At 62.4% G+C, this 22,786-nt stretch carries 19 protein-coding genes, 1 tRNA gene and 1 pseudogene; 11 read left to right on the top strand and 10 right to left on the bottom strand.

Features of this window, described 5'->3' with window-relative positions:
• Positions 1-4 precede the first annotated feature (4 nt).
• From rbfA to rimP, 5 genes are all read right to left on the bottom strand, one after another.
• Positions 5-418 carry a 30S ribosome-binding factor RbfA gene (gene rbfA, locus FF124_RS04580; RefSeq protein ID WP_138747296.1) on the bottom strand — a complete coding sequence of 138 codons (414 nt, stop codon included), beginning with the start codon at positions 416-418 and terminating at the stop codon, positions 5-7.
• Positions 419-1,004: 586 nt separating this feature from the next.
• Entirely contained in the window at positions 1,005-3,758 is a 2,754-nt protein-coding gene (gene infB / locus FF124_RS04575; RefSeq protein ID WP_138747295.1) for a translation initiation factor IF-2, read from the bottom strand.
• 103 nt (positions 3,759-3,861) lie between these two features.
• Positions 3,862-4,524 (bottom strand): RNA-binding protein, encoded by a 663-nt coding sequence (locus tag FF124_RS04570; RefSeq protein WP_281285228.1) that lies wholly within the window; start codon positions 4,522-4,524, stop codon positions 3,862-3,864.
• Between the two features lie 6 nt (positions 4,525-4,530).
• Positions 4,531-6,186, bottom strand: coding sequence for a transcription termination factor NusA (gene nusA / locus FF124_RS04565; RefSeq protein ID WP_138747293.1), 1,656 nt, complete (start codon positions 6,184-6,186; stop codon positions 4,531-4,533).
• A gap of 94 nt (positions 6,187-6,280) precedes the next feature.
• Positions 6,281-6,889 carry a ribosome maturation factor RimP gene (rimP, locus tag FF124_RS04560; protein WP_138747413.1) on the bottom strand — a complete coding sequence of 203 codons (609 nt, stop codon included), beginning with the start codon at positions 6,887-6,889 and terminating at the stop codon, positions 6,281-6,283.
• 270 nt (positions 6,890-7,159) lie between these two features.
• Here rimP and FF124_RS04555 point away from each other — a divergent pair, with 270 nt between their 5' ends.
• Positions 7,160-8,806 (top strand): MFS transporter, encoded by a 1,647-nt coding sequence (locus FF124_RS04555; RefSeq protein ID WP_138747292.1) that lies wholly within the window; start codon positions 7,160-7,162, stop codon positions 8,804-8,806.
• Positions 8,807-8,951: 145 nt separating this feature from the next.
• Here the strand turns inward: FF124_RS04555 and FF124_RS21085 are convergent, their stop codons facing one another.
• Together FF124_RS21085 and secA are read right to left on the bottom strand one after the other, a co-directional pair.
• Positions 8,952-9,059, bottom strand: coding sequence for an SEC-C metal-binding domain-containing protein (locus FF124_RS21085; RefSeq protein ID WP_484177343.1), 108 nt, complete (start codon positions 9,057-9,059; stop codon positions 8,952-8,954).
• A 36-nt stretch (positions 9,060-9,095) separates the two neighbouring features.
• Positions 9,096-11,741 (bottom strand): annotated as a pseudogene (gene secA / locus FF124_RS04550) (preprotein translocase subunit SecA); the annotation flags it as partial.
• A gap of 353 nt (positions 11,742-12,094) precedes the next feature.
• On the opposite strand from secA, the gene FF124_RS04545 reads away from it, so the two are divergent.
• The 4 genes from FF124_RS04545 to mutT all read left to right on the top strand — a co-directional run bounded on the left by FF124_RS04545 (position 12,095) and on the right by mutT (position 15,557).
• Positions 12,095-12,958: a peptidylprolyl isomerase gene (locus FF124_RS04545; RefSeq protein ID WP_138747290.1), complete on the top strand. Its 864-nt coding sequence runs from the start codon at positions 12,095-12,097 to the stop codon at positions 12,956-12,958.
• A gap of 54 nt (positions 12,959-13,012) precedes the next feature.
• Positions 13,013-14,248: a bifunctional glutamate N-acetyltransferase/amino-acid acetyltransferase ArgJ gene (gene argJ, locus FF124_RS04540; protein WP_138747289.1), complete on the top strand. Its 1,236-nt coding sequence runs from the start codon at positions 13,013-13,015 to the stop codon at positions 14,246-14,248.
• A 140-nt stretch (positions 14,249-14,388) separates the two neighbouring features.
• Entirely contained in the window at positions 14,389-15,150 is a 762-nt protein-coding gene (locus FF124_RS04535) for a GNAT family N-acetyltransferase (RefSeq protein ID WP_138747288.1), read from the top strand.
• The gene (mutT, locus tag FF124_RS04530) at positions 15,150-15,557 is read left to right on the top strand and encodes an 8-oxo-dGTP diphosphatase MutT (RefSeq protein ID WP_138747287.1); all 408 of its coding nucleotides are present in this window, start codon (positions 15,150-15,152) and stop codon (positions 15,555-15,557) included. Before FF124_RS04535 ends, mutT begins: the two co-directional genes overlap by 1 nt.
• A 6-nt stretch (positions 15,558-15,563) precedes the next feature.
• On the opposite strand, the gene FF124_RS04525 is transcribed toward mutT, so the two are convergent.
• The gene (locus FF124_RS04525) at positions 15,564-16,427 is read right to left on the bottom strand and encodes a LysR family transcriptional regulator (RefSeq protein ID WP_138747286.1); all 864 of its coding nucleotides are present in this window, start codon (positions 16,425-16,427) and stop codon (positions 15,564-15,566) included.
• 102 nt (positions 16,428-16,529) lie between these two features.
• Here FF124_RS04525 and FF124_RS04520 point away from each other — a divergent pair, with 102 nt between their 5' ends.
• Positions 16,530-17,459: a DMT family transporter gene (locus FF124_RS04520; RefSeq protein WP_138747285.1), complete on the top strand. Its 930-nt coding sequence runs from the start codon at positions 16,530-16,532 to the stop codon at positions 17,457-17,459.
• Here the strand turns inward: FF124_RS04520 and FF124_RS04515 are convergent.
• Entirely contained in the window at positions 17,456-18,340 is an 885-nt protein-coding gene (locus FF124_RS04515) for a methyltransferase domain-containing protein (protein ID WP_138747284.1), read from the bottom strand. The two genes, FF124_RS04520 and FF124_RS04515, sit on opposite strands and share 4 nt — an antisense overlap.
• A gap of 80 nt (positions 18,341-18,420) precedes the next feature.
• Between FF124_RS04515 and FF124_RS04510 the strand changes: the two genes are divergently transcribed.
• The 4 genes from FF124_RS04510 to FF124_RS04495 are packed head-to-tail and all read left to right on the top strand — an operon-like array spanning position 18,421 to position 20,817.
• Entirely contained in the window at positions 18,421-19,206 is a 786-nt protein-coding gene (locus tag FF124_RS04510) for a ComF family protein (protein ID WP_138747283.1), read from the top strand.
• Positions 19,207-19,243: 37 nt separating this feature from the next.
• Positions 19,244-19,501 carry a glutaredoxin 3 gene (grxC, locus tag FF124_RS04505; RefSeq protein ID WP_138747412.1) on the top strand — a complete coding sequence of 86 codons (258 nt, stop codon included), beginning with the start codon at positions 19,244-19,246 and terminating at the stop codon, positions 19,499-19,501.
• A gap of 10 nt (positions 19,502-19,511) precedes the next feature.
• The gene (locus FF124_RS04500) at positions 19,512-20,372 is read left to right on the top strand and encodes a carbon-nitrogen hydrolase family protein (RefSeq protein WP_138747282.1); all 861 of its coding nucleotides are present in this window, start codon (positions 19,512-19,514) and stop codon (positions 20,370-20,372) included.
• 16 nt (positions 20,373-20,388) lie between these two features.
• Positions 20,389-20,817 (top strand): DUF1178 family protein, encoded by a 429-nt coding sequence (locus FF124_RS04495; protein ID WP_138747281.1) that lies wholly within the window; start codon positions 20,389-20,391, stop codon positions 20,815-20,817.
• A 30-nt stretch (positions 20,818-20,847) separates the two neighbouring features.
• Here FF124_RS04495 and FF124_RS04490 read toward each other — a convergent pair.
• Positions 20,848-20,923 (bottom strand) — tRNA-Ala (locus FF124_RS04490).
• Between the two features lie 577 nt (positions 20,924-21,500).
• Here FF124_RS04490 and FF124_RS04485 point away from each other — a divergent pair.
• Positions 21,501-22,565 (top strand): porin, encoded by a 1,065-nt coding sequence (locus FF124_RS04485; protein ID WP_187326807.1) that lies wholly within the window; start codon positions 21,501-21,503, stop codon positions 22,563-22,565.
• Positions 22,566-22,786 lie beyond the last annotated feature (221 nt).

The raw sequence follows: 22,786 nt of genomic DNA, 5'->3' as shown, positions 1-22,786 counted from the left end.
GGTCTTATTCTTTGTCTTCGTTGTCGTCGTCGTGATCGAGATCGCGCGCCACTTCCGGCGAATGCAGAAGCTCGTCGATCTTGCGGAAATTCTCGAAGCTCGTGTCGTCACGGAAGCGCAGCTCGGGCATGTATTTCATCTGCCGGAGCTCGCGCGTGATGCGGCCGCGGATGAACTTCGCATGATGGTTCAGGGCGCGCACCGTCGCGTCGTGATCGCGGTCGCCGAGCGGCGTCACATAGGCGGTCGCGACCTTCAGGTCAGGCGACATCCGCACCTCGGAAATCGAGATGACAGTGGTTTCCAGCAGCGGATCAAGCACTTCGCCGCGCTGGAGAACCTTGGTAATGGCGGCGCGAACCTGTTCGCCAACGCGAAGCATGCGCTGGGAGGGCGCCGAGGAGGTAGCTCTCGTCATATCAACCTTGTCTAGATCGTTCGTGTTTGTCTCGTGCCCGACCGTTTGACGGGGTTCGAACCCGCGCGGACATGTTCGATGACTGGCGGCCCGTTTAGCGCTTCGGCGGCGCAACGTCAATCGCCGCGCGCTGTTTCGACGCGGCTGGCCCGATCCTCATTTTTTTGATCAATCAGATGATCATCAGAAAATCAAACTTTTCCGTCGGCCAAGATCAATCATTTGATTCAGCGCAAATCGCTGACACGCATTAGCGGCTAGAAACAGTTCCAGACCGATGAGGCAAGCAACTGCCGACCACACGGAAAGGAATTCAAAGATCAGGGCGTTTCACGATCTCCTCCTCCTTCAATAGCTGAAACGCTTTGTAAGGCCGTCCCGCAGGCCAATCTCCCTCCTCTCAATTGCGGGAAAAGAACGGATCGCCGCAAACGATCCGTTTCAGTTCCGGTCAAACCGGAAAAGCCCGGCGCGCTGCTCCTCAAGAGTTGTTCGCCGGGCTTTCTGATTCTGGAGACGCGGCAAAATCCGCGCATGAAAAAACCGGCCGAAGCCGGTTTTTCCAATTCGTTTGCGCGCTCTCAAATCAGAGCGTGCGGGTGATATGCTCGACGCGGAAGGCCTCGATGACATCGCCGGCACGGATGTCCTCGTAGTTCTCGAAGGCCATGCCGCATTCCTGGCCGCCCGGCACTTCGGACACTTCGTCCTTGAAGCGCTTCAGCGTCTTCAGCTTGCCTTCGTGGATGACCACATTGTCGCGGATCAGGCGTACGCCGGCGCCGCGCTCCATCTTGCCTTCGGTGACGCGGCAACCCGCGACCTTGCCGACCTTGGAGATGTTGAACACTTCCAGGATCTCGGCATTGCCGAGGAAGGTCTCACGACGCTCCGGCGACAGGAGACCCGACATCGCCGCTTTCACGTCATCCACAAGATCGTAGATGATGTTGTAATAGCGGATCTCGATGCCGGCCTGTTCGGCGGCGCGGCGGGCCTGGGCGTTCGCACGCACGTTGAAGCCGATGATCGCCGCGTCGGATGCCTCGGCAAGCGAGATATCCGATTCGGTAATGCCGCCGGCGGCCGCGTGAACGACGCGGGCGCGCACTTCGTCGGTCCCGAGCTTTTCAAGCGCGGCGTTGATGGCTTCGACCGAGCCCTGAACGTCGCCCTTGATCAAGAGCGGGAACTCCTTGAGGCCCGTATCCTGAAGCTGGCTCATCATCTGCTCGAGCGAACCGCGCGAACCGGACTGACGGGCCGCCGCCTTGTCGCGGGCAAGCCGCTGGCGATATTCGGAAACCTCGCGGGCCTTCGCCTCGTTTTCGACGACGGCAAAACGGTCACCGGCCGACGGCGTGCCGCCAAGGCCGAGAATTTCCACCGGCATGGACGGTCCGGCTTCCTTCACATGTTCGCCGTGATCGTCAATGAGTGCGCGCACGCGGCCCCACTGGTCGCCGGCAACAAGAACCTGGCCCGGCTTCAGCGTGCCCTTCTGCACCAGAACGGTTGCGACCGAACCGCGGCCGCGGTCGAGCTGGGCTTCGATGACGACGCCCTCGGCCGTGCGGTCGGCATTGGCCTTGAGGTCGAGAATTTCCGCCTGCAGCAGGATCGCTTCCAGCAGCTTGTCGAGGTTCTTGCCGGTCTTGGCCGAGACCTCGACTTCCAGCGTCTCGCCGCCCATGGTTTCGACGAACACTTCGTGCTGAAGCAGTTCGGTGCGCACCTTCTGGGCATCGGCGGCGGGCTTGTCGATCTTGTTGATGGCAACAATGATCGGCACGCCGGCAGCCTTGGCGTGATTGATGGATTCGATCGTCTGCGGCATGACGCTGTCGTCAGCGGCGACCACCAGAATGGCGATATCGGTCACCTCGGCGCCACGGGCACGCATCGCGGTAAACGCGGCGTGGCCGGGGGTGTCGATGAAGGTGATCTTCTGACCGTCCTGCTCGACCTGATAGGCGCCGATATGCTGGGTGATGCCGCCGGCCTCGCCCGAAACGACATTGGCATGGCGGATCGCGTCAAGCAGCGAGGTCTTGCCGTGGTCGACATGGCCCATGATGGTCACGACGGGTGCACGCGGCTCAAGATCGGCCTCGTCATCGCCGACATCGAAGATGCCCTCTTCAACATCCGACTCAGCAACCCGCTTTACGGTATGGCCAAATTCGGTGGCGATCAGCTCGGCGAGATCGGCATCGATCACGTCGCCGGGCTTCATCATCTGCCCTTCCTTCATCAGGTACTTGATCACGTCGACCGCCCGTTCGGACATGCGTTGCGACAGTTCCTGAATGGTGATGGTCTCCGGCAGGATGACCTCGCGCAGAACCTTCTCGCGCGGCTCCTGCATCTGGGCGCGGCGCATCTTTTCCTGGCGGCGGCGCATGGCCGAGAGCGAACGACCGCGCTGGCTGCCGCCCTCGTCATCGCCGGTCACGGCTGTCACCGTCAGCTTGCCGCGACGCCGCTCGCCCGTGCCCTTCGGGCGCGAAGCGGGCTTGGCCGGCGCTTCCGGACGCAGCGCCTTGCCGCGGGCCGGTCCGCCGGCATCCTCGCTCTCGCGACGCGGCTTGCGACCGCGGCCTGCATCGTTCTCGTCTTCCGTCTCTGTGCGAGCCTGAGGGCGGTGGCGCGGGGCGGCACGGCTCGGCTTGGCATCATCGCCCGGGGGAAGCGCGGCAGCGGCGGGTGCCTCAGCGGCGGCAGCAGGCGTTTCCGGAACCTCGGGCTGTTCTTCCTTGACCGGCTGTTTCTTGGCTTCCTCGGCCTCGCGCCTGGCCTTTTCCTCGGCCTCGCGTTTGGCGGCCTCTTCGGCCACGCGGCGCTCTTCTTCCTCGCGCTTGCGACGTTCGGCCTCTTCAGCCTCGCGCTGCTGCGCCATCACCAGCGCACGGCGACGGGCATCCATCTCACCTTGCGAAAGATCGTGAAGCACATTGCCGCGCTGACGGTTCTGGCCGCCATTGCCGCCGCGATCAGACTGCTGATTGCCGCGCTGGCGGTTCTGGCCGCCCGGACGCGAAGGCTGCCCTTTCGGCTGGCGCTGCTGGCGGCTGGCGTCATCGGCACGGCGCGTCTGCCCTTCGGGCGCGCGCGGCTGCGCCGGCGCAGCACTGCGCTGGTTCGTCGTTGCTGCCGGTGTTGAGGTTGTCTCTTCGCTCGGCTTGTGCAGCCGGCGTTTGCGTGTTTCCACCACGACCGCCTTGCTGCGACCGCGGCCCATATCCTGGCGCACGGTGCCCTGGCTGACACCCGACGGCTTAAGCTTCAGTGTCTTCTTGCCTGCGTCGTTGGATGTCTTGTCGTCTTTACTGTCCGTCATTCGGTTCCCGTTCCTTGGCGCGGGAACCGCCATCACCATCAGTGAGACGCAATTCCCGCCTTGAAATTCATGCTCTGGCGCACGGCCAATATCCGTGACGTCGTCATTTGTTCGTCATCGCGGCTTTTCCTTCAGTTCCGGGAGCGGCCCGGTACCTGTGAAGCATCATCGCGCGCTTCACTACACCCTCTCCGGCCTTTCCCGCAAGCGCCGCGGCATGTTTAAACGCATTCTCATGCAAAAGAGTGTCGATTTCCGCAGCCCCGAAAGGGACAAATGCCGGAATCGGCCCTTCGGTCTCCATCTGGAGCCAGAAGGCCTTGCGGGCCTGGTCAAGCTTGCGCCTGCCATCGGCCGCGGCATCGGCGGCATGGAATGTGGCAAGGGCCGCGCCGCTTCTGATCGCAAGATCGACCTTGGCCGATCCGGCGACGAACTCGCCCGCCTTGCGGGCCATATTCATCATACCCGCAAGCTGACGCGCCATCAACATGTCGACGGTTGCGCCGAGATCGGGCGGCGCAACGACCTTCTGCTTCAGCGCCCGGGCATAAAGCCCCTTGGCCACGGCCTTGTCGACCGCCCAGCGTTCGGCCGTCACCCAGCATCCCCTGCCCGGCAGTTCCCGTTTGAGATCGGGAACCACCTGGCCGTCGGGGCCGGCGACGAAGCGGATCAGGTCATCCGGCCCGCCGGTTTTGCGGGTCACGATGCAGGTCCGATCGTTCATCGCCGCCTCTTCAGCCACTTTGCGGGGTGTGGTCACCGGTCCTTACACGCTCTTGCCGGCTTCGTCGCCGGATGAAGTCTGTTCTTCGACGGCGCCTTCCTCGGCCAGGGCTTCCTCGTCCTCGTTCACCTCTTCGGCAACCGCGAGATCTTCCTCGGTGATCCAACCGACCGCCAGGCGCGCCTGCACGACCATGTTCTCGGCTTCCACCCGCGACAGGTCGAAGCCCGAAAGCGTGCCCTCGAAGCGCTTGGTCTGGCCGTTCTGACGCTCGGTCCAGCCGACAAGATCATCAGCGGCGCAACCGGCGAAGTCTTCCATCGTCTTGATGTCGTCCTCGCCGAGCGCGACCATCATCGCCAGCGTCATGCCGTCGATCTGGCGCAAGTCGTCGGAAACGCCGAGTTCGCGGCGCTTTTCATCGAGTTCGGCTTCCTGGCGCTCGAGGAATTCCTTGGCGCGCATCTGGATTTCTTCCGCCGTTTCCTCATCGAAACCTTCGATGGAGGAAATTTCGTCGAGCTCGACATAGGCGAGTTCCTCGATTGCGGCAAAGCCTTCGGACGCCAGAACCTGGCCGACCATCTCGTCAACGTCGAGCGCATCCATGAACAGCTGCGACCGCTCGTTGAACTCCTTCTGGCGGCGCTCCGATTCCTCGTTTTCCGTCATGATGTCGATGTCCCAGCCGGTGAGCTGCGAGGCGAGACGGACATTCTGGCCGCGACGGCCGATCGCCAGCGAAAGCTGGTCGTCCGGCACGACAACGTCGATGCGCTCGGCATCCTCGTCCAGCACCACCTTGGCGACTTCGGCCGGCTGCAGCGCGTTGACGATGAAGGAGGCCGGATCCTCCGACCACGGAATGATGTCGATCTTCTCGCCCTGAAGCTCGCCGACGACGGCCTGAACGCGGCTGCCGCGCATGCCGACGCAGGCGCCGACCGGGTCGATCGACGAATCGGAAGAGATCACCGCGATCTTGGCGCGCGAACCCGGATCACGGGCCACCGACTTGATGGTGATGATGCCGTCATAGATTTCCGGCACTTCCATGGTGAAGAGCTTGACCATGAACTGCGGATGGGTGCGCGACAGGAAGATCTGCGGTCCGCGCTGCTCGCGACGCACATCATAGACATAGGCACGGATGCGGTCGCCGTAACGCGGCACTTCGCGCGGGATCATCTCGTCGCGGCGGATGATCGCCTCGCCACGGCCGAGATCGACGATGACATTGCCGTATTCGACGCGCTTGACCGTGCCGTTGACGATCTCGCCGATGCGATCCTTGTATTCGTCGAACTGGCGGTCGCGCTCGGCTTCGCGCACCTTCTGGACGATGACCTGCTTGGCCGACTGGGCGGCAATGCGGCCGAAATCCATCGGTGGCAGCGGGTCGGCGATGAAATCGCCCAACTTTGCCTCAGGGTTGCGGTCAAGCGCCAGCGTCAACGGGATCTGGGTGTTGTAGTCCTCGGCTTCCTCGACCACTTCGAGCAGGCGCTGAAGATGGATTTCGCCGGTCTTCGGATTGATGTCCGCGCGGATATTGGTTTCCGACCCGTAGCGCGACTTGGCCGCCTTCTGAATGGCGTCGGCCATGGCGGTCAGAACGATCTCGCGATCGATGGATTTTTCGCGCGCCACCGCATCGGCGATCTGCAACAGTTCAAGCCGGTTCGCACTTACTGCCATTTTGCTGGTCTCCGTCCTTGCAAGCGGAACCGCACCGGTTCCGAAAATATCCTAAATTGAAAGGCCGCCCGTCAGCGGGGCCTCAGCTCTTGTCTCAATTGTCGTCGCCGTCGGCGACGTCTTCCTCGTCGTCATTCTCGTTTGCCGCCTTCTGCTTGGCGAGCTTGTCGGCCCTCAGCGCCTCGCGGATCAGTTCGTCCGTCAGCACCAGTTTGGCATCGGAAAGCGCGGTAAAGGGAATGGTCACCTCGGCAGGCTCGCCATAGGCCACGCCGTCACGCAACAGCGTAATGCCGTCGACATCGGCCTCGACGATTCGGCCGCGGAAGCGCTTGCGTTCGTTGACGAGCACCGAAGTCTCGCATTTCAGCAAGTGGCCCTTCCAGCGGTAGAAGTCGGATTTGCGCACCATCGGCCGGTCGATGCCCGGCGAGGACACTTCCAGGTGATAGGCCCGGTCGATCGGGTCTTCCACATCGAGCACCGGTGAAACGGCCTGAGAGACTTCCTCGCAGTCTTCCACCGTCATCGTGCCGTCGAAACGTTCGGCCATGATCTGCAGCGTCAGCCCGTTCTGGCCGGAAAGCCTGACGCGCACCAGTTTGAAGCCGATATCTTCCAGAACGGGTTCGATCATGTCGGCGATCTTCTTGTCGATGCCCGTTTCCACGATCAGCCGTTCTTCTCTTGCTTTGTCCGCCATCTGTTCAAAATCTACCAAGGTTTGCTCCCGGCGGCCCATGCCGCCGCCCGCGCCAAATAAAAAAGAGCGGGTCCGCGAGGTCCCACTCTTCATCTGACGATCAAGAATTTGAGCCGTAAATAAGCCCTTGCCGCGCAAATTGCAAGTTTTATCGCCATTGTCGCCAACGCAAGCGCTGCACTGCGTATAGGCAAGCGACGCCGCAAGGGCCTATAGTGTCCAGCCGGAACGCCCGGCGAATTCCCGGCATTTTAAGAACAGAGAGCATTGATGCAGTCCGCGCCAGTCCCGAAATCGCTCTTCGCGCCCTTCTCCCACCCGACCTTCCGCTATATCTGGCTTGCCTCGGTCGCCTCAAATCTCGGCAGCATGATCCAGAATGTCGGCGCGGCGTGGATGATGACCTCGATTTCCGATTCGGAAAGCATGGTGGCGCTGGTGCAGGCCTCAACGACGCTGCCGGTGATGCTGTTTGCGCTTCTGGCCGGCGCGATTGCCGACGGCTTTGACCGTCGCCGGGTGATCCTTTCCGCCCAGATCTTCATGTTCACGGTTTCGGTGCTACTGGCGATGGTCGCCATCGCGGGGCTGATCACGCCCTGGCTTCTGCTCGCCTTCACCTTCCTGATCGGCTGCGGAAATGCGCTCAACAATCCGTCCTGGCAGGCCTCCGTCGGCGACATGGTGCCGCGTTCGGACCTGCCCGGCGCCGTCACGCTCAATTCCGTCGGCTTCAACATCACCCGCAGCCTTGGCCCGGCCATCGGTGGCACGATCGTCGCCATCGGCGGCGGGGCGGCCGCCTTCACCGTCAACGCCTTCTCCTATCTCGGCCTTCTGACGGTCGTCTATCGCTGGAAGTTCCGCCGCCCGGAAAGCCCATTGCCGCGCGAGAAGATGACAACCGCCATCGGCGCGGGGCTGCGCTATGTCTTCATGTCGCCGAACATTCTGAAGGTCATCCTGCGCGCCTTCATCTTCGGCCTCGCCTCGGTTTCGGTGCTCGCGCTTCTGCCGGTCGTCGCCCGCGACGTGATTGCCGGCGGGCCGCAAACCTTCGGCATCATGCTCGGCGCCTTCGGCATCGGCGCAATCGGCGGCGCCTTTGCCAACGGGCATGCCCGCGCCCGGCTTTCCAACGAGGCGATCGTCGCCATCTCCTTCCTGATCTTCGCCGCAAGCGCCGTCTCGATCGGGCTTTCAACCTCGCTCGTGCTCGATTGTCTCGCGCTTCTCTTCGCCGGGGCCTGCTGGGTGCTGACGCTTTCGCTGTTCAACACGGTGGTGCAGCTCACCACGCCGCGCTGGGTGGTCGGGCGGGCACTGTCGCTCTACCAGACGGCCTCCTTCGGCGGCATGGCGCTTGGCAGCTGGCTCTGGGGTCAGGTCGCGGAGAATTACTCGATCACGCTGGCTTTCGTCGCCGCCGCCGCCGTGATGGCGCTGGGCGCCGCCATCGGCCTCTTCCTGAAGATGCCGGCGCTCGAAAGCCTCAACCTCGATCCGCTGAACCGGTTCCAGACGCCGGAAACCAAGGTCGACATGCTGGCCCGCAGCGGCCCGATCGTGGTCGAGACCCGTTTCATCATCAGCCCTGACGATACGGAAGAATTCCTGCGGTTGATGATCGAACGCCGCCGAATCCGCAAGCGCGATGGCGCGCGCAAATGGGCGCTGATGCGTGATATCGCCGATCCGGAAGTCTGGATCGAGACCTACCACGCGCCGACATGGGTGGATTATGTGCGCCACAACCAGCGCCGCACGGTGGCCGATGCCGAAAACCTCGACCGCATCCGCGAACTGCATCGCGGCGAAGGCAAGCCGGAGGTCCGCCGCATGATCGAGCGGCAGGCAATCCCGCCGCGCGACGAGGTCTTCAACCGCCCCTACCACATGCATCATCAGCATCACTGACCGCAGGCGCGGAGACGCCAAGCACCACGTTCTGCTCACATTTCTGGCGACAATTGTGCGCTCGGGTTCGTGTCAGGCGGAAGAAACACTCTTGTGGCGACAAGGCGCGCCAAAAGAAATCAGGGCAACGCCTTGGCCGATATTATCAGGCAAGCCGGCCGTGGCAGTGCTTGAACTTGCGGCCCGAACCGCAGGGGCACGGGTCGTTGCGGCCGACATTGCGGTATTCTTCCGGCAGTTCGCCGGCAGGCATTGCCGCTTCACCGGCCCCAACCTGTTCGCCGGACATCTCGTCTTCGCCGGTATCCGGGTCAAGGTGGCTGGCGCGCAGCTGCGCGGGATCGACTTCGGGCTGCGGCTGGGGCGGCTGCTGTTCACGCACCAACTGGACGCGCGAAAGCTGAGAAACCGCAAGCTCGCGCATGTTGCCGAGCAGCGCCTGGAACAGTTCGAAGGCCTCGGCCTTGTATTCCTGCAGCGGATCGCGCTGGGCATAGCCGCGGAAGCCGATGACCGAGCGCAAATGGTCGAGATTGACGATATGCTCGCGCCAGAGATGGTCGAGCGACTGCATCGTCACCTGACGCTGGACATATTTCATCACGTCCGGACCAAACTGCTCGGCCTGCTTGGCGCGCATTTCCTCGGCCTGATCGGCGGCGGCATTGATGCGCTCGAGAATTTCCGGCTCGGCAATCCCGTCTTCGGCCGCCCATTCCTCGATCGGAAGGTCGAGGCTGAGAATGCGCAGGCAGTCTTCCTTCAGGCCCGCGACATCCCACTGTTCGGCATAGGCGCGTTCAGGAATGCGGCGATGAACGGCGTTCTCGATCACTTCGTGACGCATGTCCTCGACGATCTCCGTAATGTCTTCGGAATCCATCAGTTCCTTGCGCTGGTCGAAGACCACCTTGCGCTGGTCGTTGAGCACATCATCATATTTCAGCAGGTTCTTGCGAATGTCGAAGTTGCGGGCTTCGACCTTCTTCTGCGCGCGCTCGAGCGCCTTGTTGATCCACGGGTGGACGATCGCCTCGCCTTCCTTCAGGCCGAGCTTCTGCAGCATGCTTTCCATGCGGTCGGAGCCGAAGATGCGCATCAGGTCGTCCTGAAGCGAGAGGTAGAATTTCGAGCGTCCCGGGTCGCCCTGACGGCCGGAACGGCCGCGCAGCTGGTTGTCGATGCGCCGGCTTTCATGGCGCTCGGTGGCGATCACATAAAGACCGCCGGCAGCCAGCGCCTCCTGCTTGAGGCGAGCGACATCCTCGCGGATCGCCTGTTCCTTCGCCTCGCGCTCGGGTCCCGGCGGAGTGAACTTGCGTTCGACCTCGACGCGCTCGCCCTCTTCGTTGGTGACGATATCCGTGCCCGGTTCCAGATAGCCGAGTTCGGCCTGGATACGCATTTCCAGATTGCCGCCAAGCTGGATATCGGTACCGCGACCGGCCATGTTGGTGGCGATCGTCAGCGCGCCGGGCACGCCGGCCTGGGCGATGATGAAGGCTTCGTTTTCATGGTAACGGGCGTTCAGGATCTCAAACTCGGTAATGCCGTCGCGCTTGAGCGCCGCAGCCAGCATCTCGGACTTTTCAATCGAGGTGGTGCCGACGAGAACCGGCTGGCCCTTTTCCTTGGCCGCCTTGATCTCCTCGACGATCGCCTGGTATTTTTCCTGGACCGTGAGATAGACCTCGTCGTCCTCGTCCAGACGGACGATCGGCAGGTTGGTCGGCACTTCAACGACGTCGAGGCCGTAAATATTGCCGAATTCTTCCGCTTCGGTCGCCGCCGTGCCGGTCATGCCGGCTAGCTTGTCGTACATGCGGAAATAGTTCTGGAAGGTAATCGAGGCGAGCGTCTGGTTCTCCGGTTGGATCTTGACGCCTTCCTTGGCTTCAAGCGCCTGGTGCTGGCCTTCCGAATAGCGACGCCCTGGCATCATGCGACCGGTGAACTCGTCGATGATCACGACCTCGCCGTCGCGGACGATGTAATCCTTGTCGCGGGAGAACATCTTGTGCGCCTTCAGCGCATTGTTGAGATGGTGGACGATCGCGACATTCTCGACGTCATAAAGCGACTCGCCCTTCATCAGACCGGATTCGGTCAGCATCTTTTCCAGCTTCTCCATGCCGTCTTCGGAGAAGTTGGCCGAGCGCTGCTTTTCGTCGATCTCGTAGTCGCCGTCGTCCAGCATCGGAATGATCTTGTCGATGGTGACGTAGAGATCGGAACGGTCGTCAAGCGGGCCGGAAATGATCAGCGGCGTGCGCGCCTCGTCCACCAGGATCGAGTCGACCTCGTCGACGATCGCGTAATTATGGCCGCGCTGGACCATCTCGGCGCGCTGCATCTTCATGTTGTCGCGCAGATAATCGAAGCCGAGCTCATTATTGGTCGCGTAGGTGATGTCGGCGCTGTAGGCCGCGCGGCGCTGCTGGTCGTCGAGACCGTGATGGATGACGCCGGTGGTCAGCCCGAGGAAACCGTAGAGCCGCCCCATATTTTCGCTGTCGCGGCGAGCCAGGTAATCATTGACGGTAACGACGTGGACGCCCTTGCCGGCAAGGGCGTTGAGATAGACGGGAAGCGTGGCGACCAGCGTCTTGCCTTCGCCCGTCTTCATCTCGGCGATCGCGTTTTCATGCAGGATCATGCCGCCGATGAGCTGAACGTCGAAAGGTCTGAGGCCCAGCACACGCTTGGAGGCTTCCCGGGCAACGGCGAAAGCTTCAACAAGAAGATCGTCCAGGCTCTTGCCTTCGGCGAGCTGCTTTTTGAATTCCTCGGTCTTTGCCTTCAGGTCGTCATCCGAAAGCGCCGCCATCTGCTCTTCGAGCGCATTGATTGCAGCCACACGGGGTTTGTAGGAACGGATCCGGCGATCATTGGCCGAACCGAACAATTTGCGGGCTACGCCACCGAGTGAGACCATTTCAATAGCTCTTTCTGAAAGTTGTCATATCTATCCTGTACGTGGCGCCGTACAAACGCATTCCTGACAAGCGGGGTCCATATCACCGTCCGGAGCTTCACTGGACGCGGGCTTGGCAGACAGATAAGAGGGGGGTCGGGGGATGTCAACGTCAAAGGCCGCGCCACAATCGCCACATTCCTGTGTTGCCGGTCTTCTCGCGGACCGCCGCACATTAAATCGCGGTAAGGATGCAACGCATTCCGGCCGCACACGTTGACGCGTGACAAGGTTTCTACCACATGCGACGGGCCCGACCGGCGCGAAAGGGCGAAACAGGAGGTTTCGCCGTACAACAGAAAAAAGGTGAACTCATGCAGAAAAGACATCTGGCAGCCGCAGCACTCCTGGCAACAACTGTCAGCTTCGCGGTCCCGTCCTTCGCCCAGGACAGCGGTTCGACAGCGGATGACGCGGTTGTCGCCACCGTTGACGGCGCCCCCATCACCCAGTCGGAACTGCAGACCACGCTCGACCAGTTCAAGGGCCAGTTCGGCCAGATGCCCGAGGAGCAGCTTCGCGCGGTCGCCCTTTCAAGCCTGATCGACATGAAGGTCATCACCGATGCGGCGGAGAAGGAAGGTCTCGACAAGACCGAAGCCTTCAAGACGCGCATGGACCAGATGCGCCAGGAAGAGCTCTACAACACCTTCTTCGACGAGAAGATCAATGCCCAGATCACGCCGGAAATGCTGAAGGCGCGCTATGACGAGGAAATCGCCAATGCGCCGAAGCAGGAAGAGGTTCACGCCCGCCACATTCTGGTGGACACCGAGGACGAGGCCAAGGAAATCATCAAGGAGCTCGACAACGGCGCCGATTTCGCCGAACTCGCCAAGGAACATTCGACCGGCCCGTCAGCCGAAAGCGGCGGCGATCTCGGCTACTTTTCGAAGGGCCAGATGGTTCCCGAATTCGAAGAGGTCGCCTTCTCGCTCGAGCCCGGCGAATACACCGAGACCCCGGTGCAGACCCAGTTCGGCTACCATGTGATCGAGGTCGAGGACGTGCGCGAGAAGACGCCGATCCCGTTCGAACAGGTCGAGCCGCAGCTTCGTCAGCTCGTTGCCAGCGAGAAATACAACGAAGTGGTCTCCAAGCTGAAGACGGGCGACAAGATCGTCATCGAAGATAAGGACTTGCAACAGGCCTACGAGGCCGTCAATAAAATGCAGTGATCCAAACCACCGGCCCGCGCTTTTCCCGCGGGCCGGACTTTCGAGAGGCCTGCCATGACGACCGCCATATCTCCGCTCGCGCCCAAATCCTATCCGCCGATGCCGCCAATCGACGGCCTGCGCATCGCGACCGCAGCCGCCGGCATCAAGTACAAGGGACGGACGGACGTCATGATGATGATCTTCGATGATCAGGCGAGCGTCGCCGGCCTCTTCACCAGATCGAAATGCCCCTCCGCACCCGTCGATTTCTGCCGCGCCAATCTTGCTGGCGGCAAGGCGCGCGTGCTGGTGGTCAACTCCGGCAATGCCAACGCCTTTACCGGCAAGAAGGGCGCGGAAGCCGCGGCGCTGACCGCGCGCACAGCCGCAGAAGCCGCCGATTGCGCCGAAAGCGACGTGTTCCTGGCCTCGACAGGCGTCATCGGCGAACCGCTCGACGCCTCCAAATTCGCAGGCGTTCTCGCAACCATGGCCGGCGAGGCGAAGCCGGACCTCTGGCTTGAGGCGGCAAAGGCGATCATGACCACGGACACCTATCCGAAGGTCGCGACAAGAGGCGCCGAAATTGACGGCGTTTCGGTGACGCTGAACGGCATTGCCAAGGGCGCCGGCATGATCGCGCCCGACATGGCCACCATGCTCTCCTTTATTGCCACCGATGCGGCGATCTCGGCCGAGGCGCTGCAGCAGCTCCTTTCCGAGGGCGTGGGCGCAAGTTTCAATGCCGTCACCGTCGACAGCGACACCTCCACCTCCGATACGGTTCTGGCCTTCGCCACCGGCACGGCGCCCGGACAGGACATGGTCACCGACGGTTCCGATCCGCGCCTTGACGATTTCCGCGCCGCCCTTCACGCGCTGATGCAGGACCTGGCGCTGCAGATCGTCCGCGACGGCGAAGGCGCGCGCAAGATGGTAACGGTGCGGGTGACGGGCGCAGAAAGCAATCGCGCCGCCGATGTCATCGCCCGCTCGATCGCCAACTCGCCGCTGGTCAAGACCGCCGTTGCCGGCGAGGATGCCAATTGGGGCCGCGTGGTCATGGCCGTCGGCAAGGCCGGCGAGAAGGCCGACCGCGACCGTCTTGCCATCTGGTTCGGCGATATCCGCGTTGCCGTCAACGGCGAGCGCGATCCCGACTATTCCGAAGAATTCGCCTCCGCCGTCATGCGCGAGGACGAGATCACCATCCGGGCCGATATCGGCCTCGGCGAGGGTCAGGCGACGATCTATACCTGCGACCTGACCAAGGAATATGTCGCCATCAACGGCGATTATCGCAGCTGATACCGCTCAGCCGAGCCGGGTGGGCCGCGTTGCCTGCGCGCAACACCGGCCGCCTCAAGCGCGCGCGCCATGTTTACAGTCCGGTCTGAAGCGCACTAGATGAACAAAAACAATAACGTCGCGACAGGATCGGAACAAAGGTGAGTGCGGATCTTCCTCTTGTGCGTCGGCTGGAAGCCATGGGTCTGCGCGCATGGCCGGCAAAGAACGTGCATTATGACGGCGCCTGGCAGCTTCGGCTGACAGCGGGTCACCCGTCCAAACGTCTCAACAGCCTGTCGGTCCTCGATCAGTCGGATATTTCCGATATCGAGATCAGGTTCGAGAAGGCGCGTCGCCATTACGAGGCCTTCGGACGGCCGCTTCTGGTGCGCGAAACGCCGCTGACGCCGCCGGCGCTCGTGGAGTTTCTGGAGGGCGAAGCGGCTGAGCCGTTTGACGCGAGCATCGTCATGACGCTCGACCTCTCCCGCTTCGAACCGGAGGATGGCGTCGAGCTTCTGCCAAGCCAGGATGTCGGTCGCTTCGTCGGCGCGGCGCTGAAGGTCAATCCGGTCGCGGACCTGACGCGGGCCGGCCTTGCCGAAGTCGTCACCGCCATCAAGCCCGCCCACGGCTTTTTCATCCGCGAGACGGACCAGGGAGAACCCGTCGCCACCGGCCTTTGCGTGCACGATTTCGACATGGCTGGAATCGAGGCTTTTGCGGTGGCGCCCGAAGCGCGGCGCAATGGGCACGGTCGCGAACTGGCGACAGGCATTCTGCGCTGGCTCAAAGGGCGCGGCGCACGCACCGCATGGCTGCAGGTAACCGAGACCAACACAGCGGCGCTTTCCCTTTACCGATCACTCGGCTTTCAAGAGGCCTACAGATACCGCTACTGGCGCGAAAAGGCACAATAATGAGCGAAAAGAAACTCCTGCTGGTGGCCGCCTGCGCACTGATCGACCAGGACGGTCGTATTCTTCTGGCGCAGCGTCCCGAGGGAAAAAATCTGGCTGGCCTGTGGGAATTCCCCGGCGGCAAGGTCGAAAGCGGCGAGACGCCGGAACAATGCCTGATCCGCGAGATGGAAGAGGAACTGGGCATCACGACCAAGCCTGACTGCCTCGCCCCGCTGACCTTCGCCAGCCACACCTATGAGACATTCCATCTGCTGATGCCGCTCTTCGTCTGCCGCCGCTATCAGGGCATTCCATCCGGCAGGGAAGGCCAGGCAATCAAATGGGTGCGCGCCCGTGACCTGCGCGACTACCCGATGCCGCCGGCCGACGAACCGCTGATACCGATCCTGCAGGATCTGCTGTAATAGCGATTATCGCCCGGAAAGTTCGCGCCTGCGGCCGATGATCTCGGCGGCGACGGCTTCCGCCACGCTTGCGACCCGCTGCGAACCGACGAGATCGCCATGGGTGACGAGCATGATCGGCCGCTCCATCACGCTTCCGTCCGGCAGCCGGTCGGCAAGGCGACGCATCCCCTCGCCTGCCAGAAAATGCGGCAAAACCGCCCTACCGATGCCGCGCCGGACCGCTTCAATCTGGCCCGCGAGCGTGTTGACGGCAAAACGCGCGCTGCCGGACTGGGAAAACGCAGATGACCAGCCGAGTGGAACCGCGAGGCTTTCCGATTGCGGCCAGGTGACGATACGCGAGGGTTGAGCGCCATCCGCCGGCCCGTAAAGCCCGAAACCCATGGTGGCAAGCTGGCGGACCACCAGGTTGCCACGCTCCGGCCGCACCATGCGAAGCGCCAGATCCGCATCGTGACGATGCATATTGACGGCCGTCGTGGAGAACGCAATTTCGACATCAAGACCGGGATTGTCGGCAAGCAAAGGCGCAAGCGCCGGTACGATGAAGGCGGCGACGAGGCTTTCCACGCTTGCCAGCCTCACCTGCCCGCGGATGCCGACATGATCACTTGCCTGCCGATGCATGTCCTTGACGGCGAGCTCCACCGCCTCGGCGCGCGGCAGCAGCGCTTCGCCCTGGTCGGTGAGACTGTATCCGCTCTGGTGCCTGAGGAACAGCGGAACGCCCAACGCGTCTTCCATCCGCTCGATCCGCCGGGAGACAGTGGCGACGCCGCTTTTCAACTGCGCTGCCGCCCCGGATAACGTGCCCTCCCGCGCAAGAGCGAGAAACACGCGATTATCGTCCCAGTTGAACTGAACCATTGGTTTTCCGTTTTTGAAAAATAAGATGCCAAAAACCGCTATATAACAAATCAAACCGGAAAGGCATATTCCTCGCAGTTCATACATATCGACGAGGTTGCCATGTCCGTCTCCAACGACACTGTGTCCGTTCGCGCTCCCAACACCGACACTGCGGCGCTCGGGCTCAGCGCCCTTTCCGCGGTCTTCTGGGGAACCAATTTCGAAGCGACCCGCATCGCGCTTTCGGGCCTGCCGCCCTGGACCGCCGCCGCACTTCGGTTTGCAATCGCCGCCGTGGCAATCCTGTTCTGGCTGCGGCTGAGCAGCACTTTCGAGCTGAAGGTTCTGAAGCGCAACCTCCCGGCGTTTTTGAGCCTCGGCATAGTCGGCGTCGCGGGCTTCAATGCCGCGCTGTTTCTGGGGATGCGGACGTCAAGCCCTGTCACGGCGGCGCTGATCATGGGCACGACCCCACTGACCACCAATCTGATCGAGTCGATACTTCAACGCCGCCTGCCCTCGACCGGCATGGTCCTCGGCATGGCGATCAGCCTGTTCGGTGTGGCGCTGACGGTCGGAGCCTTTTCCGGCGCCCGGTTCACATCGGGCGACATCCTCATTCTGGCAGGAAGCCTCGCCTGGGCGCTCTACACAATCGGTTGCCGTCGGATCGTGCGCGATGCGACGCCGATGGAGACCACAGCCTGGACAATGACCGGAGGCGCCGTCACGCTCCTTCTGGCTGCTTTCTTTTTCGAAACGCCGTTCACAGCGCTCGCAAATGCCAATGCTCCCGCGCTCGGCGCAGTGTTGTGGATGTCGCTCGTCGGCTCGGTGCTGGCCTATATCTTCTGGCAGATCGGCATAGCCCGGCGCGGGCCCGGCGCCACGTCGGTGGTCTTCAACCTTGTCCCGGTCTCCGCCCTTGTGGTCGCGTCGCTCTTCGGGCGGATGCCGGACCTGTTCCAGATCGGCGGCGTCGCCATTGCGATCTTTGGCATCCTGCTGGCGAGCTGCAGGATTCCGTTGCCCGGGCGCCGGTACTTCTAGCGCTTCAGTTTGAATTCCTCGGTGTTGAGCGCGTCGGCAAGGCGCGCCTTCGCTGAGCCGGGCTTCAGCGGTTTCTGCTGGCTTTCATGCGGCGCCCAGCCGGAAACATAGATGATCGAGAAAGTCGCGCGGATGCGCCCGTCCGGATCGCTGTAGCGCTCGGCGTAAAGTTCGGCCGCCCGCAGGAAGAAGGCCCGGCTGACGGGTTTTCTCGATCGGTCGGACAGCGGATTAGCCATGCCCATGGCCCTGAGATCCGCCATCAGGTCGAACAGCGTATCATAGCGAACCGTATAATTCTCCTGGTCCACGACGGGTAGTGCGAAACCGGCGCGCTGCAGAAGACCACCGACATCGCGCACATCGGCAAAGGGAATGACGCGCGGGCTGACCCCGCCGTAGATCTCGGCCTCTGCCGCAAGCAGGCAATCGCGCAGTTCGGCAAGCGTTCCCGACCCCGCAATGGCGGCAAGGAACAGCCCGTCGGGCTTCAGCGCCCTTCGCGCCTGGATGAAATAGCCGGGGGTGTCATTGGTCAGATGAGCGGCAAGCGGGGAAAGCACCAGATTGAGCGACTGGTCCTCAAGCCCCGGCCATTCGAGCGGCGCGACGGCGACCGTCTCGCCCGCTGCCGCAAAGGCCGCATCGCTCTCCACCCGTCGCATTGTGCCGACCTTGCCCGTTTCAAGCGCCGCCTTCGCGACAACGCCCGTCACTCCGTGAAGCTCGGCGGCGACATCGAAGGTTCGCTCGACAACGGCCAGCCGGTCGGCGATCTCTTCGGCAACGATATTGAGCAGGAAATCCGCGCCGGGTTTGGCCGTGCGCCAGGCCTTCAGCCGGTTTTTCGCCACCCGTTCCGTTTCGAAAACCTGTTCCATGACACGTGGCCTTTCTTCTTGACGCCTGTGCGCCAATTAGGGAGTCGCAAAGCATCCGTCAACGCGCTACCTTCAAGGCCATGGACGAGATCGACCCCTTGCGAGGCGAGACAACAGGGCAACGCTCCGCGGCTTTGACCCGCGGCGCGCTGTCGGCGTTCGGCAATCTCCTCTTTCCGCCGGTCTGCGCGGCCTGCGGCAGAACCACCGGCACCCATCGCGCGCTCTGCGTCGCCTGCTGGAGCGATATCCGCTTCATCGAACGCCCCTATTGCGCGGTTCTCGGAACGCCGTTTTCCCACGACCTCGGGCCGGACATCCTGAGCGCGGCGGCGATCGCCAATCCGCCGGATTTCGACCGGCTGCGCTCCGCCGCCTATTACACAGGCACCGTGCGCAATCTCGTCCACGCGCTCAAATATCGCGACAACACGCATCTTGCGGTGATGATGGCCGAATGGATGCGGCGCGCCGATGACGGCATGATCGCGCGCGCCGACGGCATAGCCGCCGTTCCGCTGCATGCAACGCGGCTGATGTCGCGCCGTTTCAACCAGTCGGCGGAACTGGCCCGCAACCTGGCGCGGCTGACGGACAAGCCGTTCCTGCCGGGGCTTGTGCGGCGCACGCGGCGCACAAGCCGGCAGGTGGGGCTTACCCGTACGGCGCGCGAGGACAATGTGCGCGGCGCCTTTGCGCTTGCGCCCGACAGCGAGGATATGGTCTTCGGAAAGTCGATCCTCATCATCGACGATGTCTATACGACGGGCGCCACGGTTTCGGCCGTCGCGCGGGTGCTGAAGCGCAAGGGCGCGGCCGAGATCAATGTTTTGACCTTTGCACGGGTCCTTGATGAAACTATATGAGGGCGAGACACCAGCAACGAAAGGACCCCAGTTCATCATGGCGAATGTCGAGATCTACACACGGGAATTCTGTGGTTTCTGCGCGCGCGCAAAAAAGCTCCTCGCCGACAAGGGCGTCGACTTTACCGAATACAACGCGACCGAAACCCCGGATGTCAGGGCGAAGATGATCGAACGCTCCAATGGCGGCTCGACCTTCCCGCAGATCTTCATCGATGACCGTCATATCGGCGGCTGCGACGACCTTCTCGCCCTGGACCGCGCGGGCCAGCTCGATCCGCTTCTTGCCCGCTGAGGAACTCCACATGACCCGCTTTACCGCCGCCGCCCTGCAGATGCGTTCCGGTACCGACCCCGAGGAAAACGCCGAGACCCTGTCGCGACTGGTCGCAGAGGCTGTCGCGAAGGGTGCCGGCTATATCCAGACGCCGGAAATGACCGGCGCGGTGCAGAAGAACCGCAAGGCGCTGATGGCGGTGCTGAAGGGCGAGGACGACGATATCGTCGTCCGCACGGCGTCATCGCTTGCCGAAAGGCATGGCGTCTACCTGCATATCGGCTCAACGGCGATTGCCGTCGGCGACGACATGGTCGCCAACCGCGCGCTCCTGTTTGCGCCCGACGGGACTGTCGCGGCGCGCTACGACAAGATCCACATGTTCGACGTCGACCTCGACAATGGCGAGAGCTGGCGCGAAAGCGCGGTCTACCGGCCCGGAGAGACCGCTCTTCTGGCGAACCTGCCCTTTGCGCGCCTCGGCATGGCGATCTGCTACGATGTGCGCTTTCCCGACCTCTTCCGCTCCTATGCGCTTGCCGGCGCCGAGGTGCTGACGGCGCCCGCCGCCTTCACGAAGCAGACCGGCGAGGCCCACTGGCACGTGCTGCAGCGCGCCCGCGCGATCGAGAACGGCGCCTTCATGATTTCCGCCGCCCAGGCGGGCGTCCACGAGGACGGTCGCGAGACCTTCGGCCACTCGATCATCATTGATCCCTGGGGCCATGTGCTTGCCGAGGCCGGCGATGTCGGCGAGGCGGTGATTACCGCCGAGATCGACACCGACCAGGTGGCTGAAGCGCGCGGCAAGGTGCCGAACCTGAAGAATATCCGTCCCTTTTCGCTTGAAGAGCGACAGGCGACGCAAGCCGGCGCCGAAAAGGCCTGAGTGAAAGACCGACCCCGTGATCCATTATTCCCTCTCCTGCGACAACGGCCACGCCTTTGAAGGCTGGTTTTCCGGCAGCGATGATTTCGACCGTCAGGTTGAAAGCGGTTTTCTCACCTGCCCGGTCTGCAATTCGGCGAAGATCACCAAGGGGTTGATGGCGCCGCAGGTCTCCACCGCGCGCAGTAAGGATGAGCGCAAGGCCGCCCTTGTCGACAAGGCGCAGCGCGAGGCTGTCGAGAAACTGCGGCAGGCCGTGGCCGAGATCCGCGCCAGTTCAGAGGATGTCGGCGAGCGCTTTCCCGAGGAAGCACGCAAGATCCACTACGGCGAGGCGAAGGAACGCGGCATCATCGGCGCGGCAAAGCCCGACGAGGTGCGCGATCTTCTGGAAGAGGGCATCGAGATCATGCCGCTGCCGGTCCTGCCCGAAGACAAGAACTGAGGGACGACCGGAGCGAATGTCGAAGGTGGTTGGTGGAGCCGAGCGGGATCGAACCGCCGACCTCTGCAGTGCGATTGCAGCGCTCTCCCAGCTGAGCTACGGCCCCTTTCACCGAAATCGCTGATACTCCAAACCGGCCTTGCGGGCAAGCGGCAAGAGACCGAAAATTGCGGGCGGAGAGGTTCAGGGAACGACGACCGATTGCCGCAGGCAGCTCGGCCGGTCGCGGGGCGGGCGTTCGCCTCCTTCGGAGCGCAGACAAGCTGGCTTCTGCCAGACCGCGGTTGCGTCGTGGTTGCGCCCTGCGCGTCCTCCCGGCCAAGCCTTTGCGCGTTTCAACAGTCGCGTGGAAACACCCATGCGCTTCCCGAATATCAGCATAACAATATGTTTTCTTTTTATTTTCTAGTCGTTTCTTTTTGACGCCGGACGACCGGGCGCGGGCGGCTCCGCCCCTCTTGATCGCGCGAAAAAGTTGCCGTTCGACAACACTCCCGCGCCATCGAAACGGAATCCGGCCGGAACATGACAAGAATCCGACGGCGGCAATTGTGTTTCAAACAGGTAAACGTATAGTCGTCAATGCAATCGCCAATAATCGATTGAACACAATAACAACCGAGTGCGTCATGGCGTCCCTGCGTTCGTGTGATGATTATCAAGGGCTCTGGAGAGTACTGACCATGAAGACCAATTTTTTTCTCATCGGCTCCGCCTCGCTGCTTGCAGCCGCAACAGGCGCCAAGGCAGCCGACCCGGTCGTGATGATCGAGCCGGTCACGGCCAATTACGTCGAAGTCTGTGACGCCTTCGGCAGCGGCTATTTCTATATACCGGGCACGGAGACCTGCCTTGATATTGGCGGCTATGTCCGCTTCGAGACGAAATTCGGCGGCATCCAGACCGGTTCGGCGGCTGACGGCGACTGGTATCCCTACGTCAAGACCAATCTGGAGATCACCGCCAAGTCCGATACCGAACTCGGTACGCTGACATCGCGCATGGTCCCGGAACTCTATTTCTACTCCAACGGCACCGGCGATGACTTCGCTTTTGACGAGGCCTATATCGACATCGGCGATGCGCTCGCGCTGCGCGCCGGTTACATCAAGGGCTACTGGAACGAAGACCTCTGGGGCGAACTCGACAATATCGACAATGTGAGCCGCTACAACGCGATCCGCATCGCCTATAACGGCGCCGACCATTTTCAGGCCGCCCTCGAGCTTGATGCAATGACGCCGGGCAACGTCGGCCTCAGCGACACCAACTATCCCAAGCTCGGCCTCGCCGCCCGCCTCGGCTACATCGTCTCCGACAGCAACTACTTCAAGTTCGACGCCGCCTGGGACACCTATAACGAGACCTATGCGCTGCGCCCCTGGGCTGGTGTCGGCATCGGTCCCGGCACGTTCGAAATCGCCGGTCTCTATGAGAGCGGCTTCATTGCCTATGGCCCCGACTTCACCGCGGCCAACTGGAATGACAGCCCCATTGCCGGCACCTATCTGAAATATGCGGTGGCCGCCAACTACTATTTCAACGTCACCGAGAACTTCATCCTGTCGCCGCAGACGCAGTATAACGTCGCCAGCAACGACAAGGTGTTCTGGGAGGCGGGCGCCACCGCCGACTGGGAGATCGTCGACGATTTCCACCTGCGGACGAACATCAACTACGCCTTCCTCGACGACAGCTGGAACCAGCAGAACTGGTTCGGCTGGGTTCGCCTCGAACGCGATTTCTGATCGCGTCGTCGCGGAAAACGCATTTTGCCCTTGCTGATTTCGTCATTCCCGGCATTCTGCCGGGAATGCCTTCTTTAGCCTGCCGCCTGCGTGAGAGCTTCCGGCGTGGAACGATCGCTTCCGGCAAGGCCCACCGCGGTGAGCGCGCGCTTTGCCGAATGCCGCCGATGAATGCCGTCCGGCCTGCCGGATTGACGTCAAGCGCGGCCCGCCTTGCCCGG

The sequence above is a fragment of the Martelella lutilitoris genome (genome assembly GCF_005924265.1).
Classification (GTDB): domain Bacteria; phylum Pseudomonadota; class Alphaproteobacteria; order Rhizobiales; family Rhizobiaceae; genus Martelella; species Martelella lutilitoris.
This window is presented reverse-complemented; position numbering and strand designations above follow the sequence as displayed.

Coding starts and splice junctions, on each gene's coding strand:
- FF124_RS04485 (WP_187326807.1), top strand. CDS start 21,501: ATGAAGACCAATTTTTTTCTCATCGGCTCCGCCTCGCTGCTTGCAGCC.
- FF124_RS04500 (WP_138747282.1), top strand. CDS start 19,512: ATGACCCGCTTTACCGCCGCCGCCCTGCAGATGCGTTCCGGTACCGAC.
- infB (WP_138747295.1), bottom strand. CDS start 3,758: ATGACGGACAGTAAAGACGACAAGACATCCAACGACGCAGGCAAGAAG.
- nusA (WP_138747293.1), bottom strand. CDS start 6,186: ATGGCAGTAAGTGCGAACCGGCTTGAACTGTTGCAGATCGCCGATGCG.
- FF124_RS04510 (WP_138747283.1), top strand. CDS start 18,421: ATGGACGAGATCGACCCCTTGCGAGGCGAGACAACAGGGCAACGCTCC.
- FF124_RS04545 (WP_138747290.1), top strand. CDS start 12,095: ATGCAGAAAAGACATCTGGCAGCCGCAGCACTCCTGGCAACAACTGTC.
- rbfA (WP_138747296.1), bottom strand. CDS start 418: ATGACGAGAGCTACCTCCTCGGCGCCCTCCCAGCGCATGCTTCGCGTT.
- FF124_RS04555 (WP_138747292.1), top strand. CDS start 7,160: ATGCAGTCCGCGCCAGTCCCGAAATCGCTCTTCGCGCCCTTCTCCCAC.
- mutT (WP_138747287.1), top strand. CDS start 15,150: ATGAGCGAAAAGAAACTCCTGCTGGTGGCCGCCTGCGCACTGATCGAC.
- FF124_RS04525 (WP_138747286.1), bottom strand. CDS start 16,427: ATGGTTCAGTTCAACTGGGACGATAATCGCGTGTTTCTCGCTCTTGCG.
- rimP (WP_138747413.1), bottom strand. CDS start 6,889: ATGGCGGACAAAGCAAGAGAAGAACGGCTGATCGTGGAAACGGGCATC.
- FF124_RS04520 (WP_138747285.1), top strand. CDS start 16,530: ATGTCCGTCTCCAACGACACTGTGTCCGTTCGCGCTCCCAACACCGAC.
- argJ (WP_138747289.1), top strand. CDS start 13,013: ATGACGACCGCCATATCTCCGCTCGCGCCCAAATCCTATCCGCCGATG.
- FF124_RS04515 (WP_138747284.1), bottom strand. CDS start 18,340: ATGGAACAGGTTTTCGAAACGGAACGGGTGGCGAAAAACCGGCTGAAG.
- grxC (WP_138747412.1), top strand. CDS start 19,244: ATGGCGAATGTCGAGATCTACACACGGGAATTCTGTGGTTTCTGCGCG.
- FF124_RS21085 (WP_484177343.1), bottom strand. CDS start 9,059: ATGCCTGCCGGCGAACTGCCGGAAGAATACCGCAATGTCGGCCGCAAC.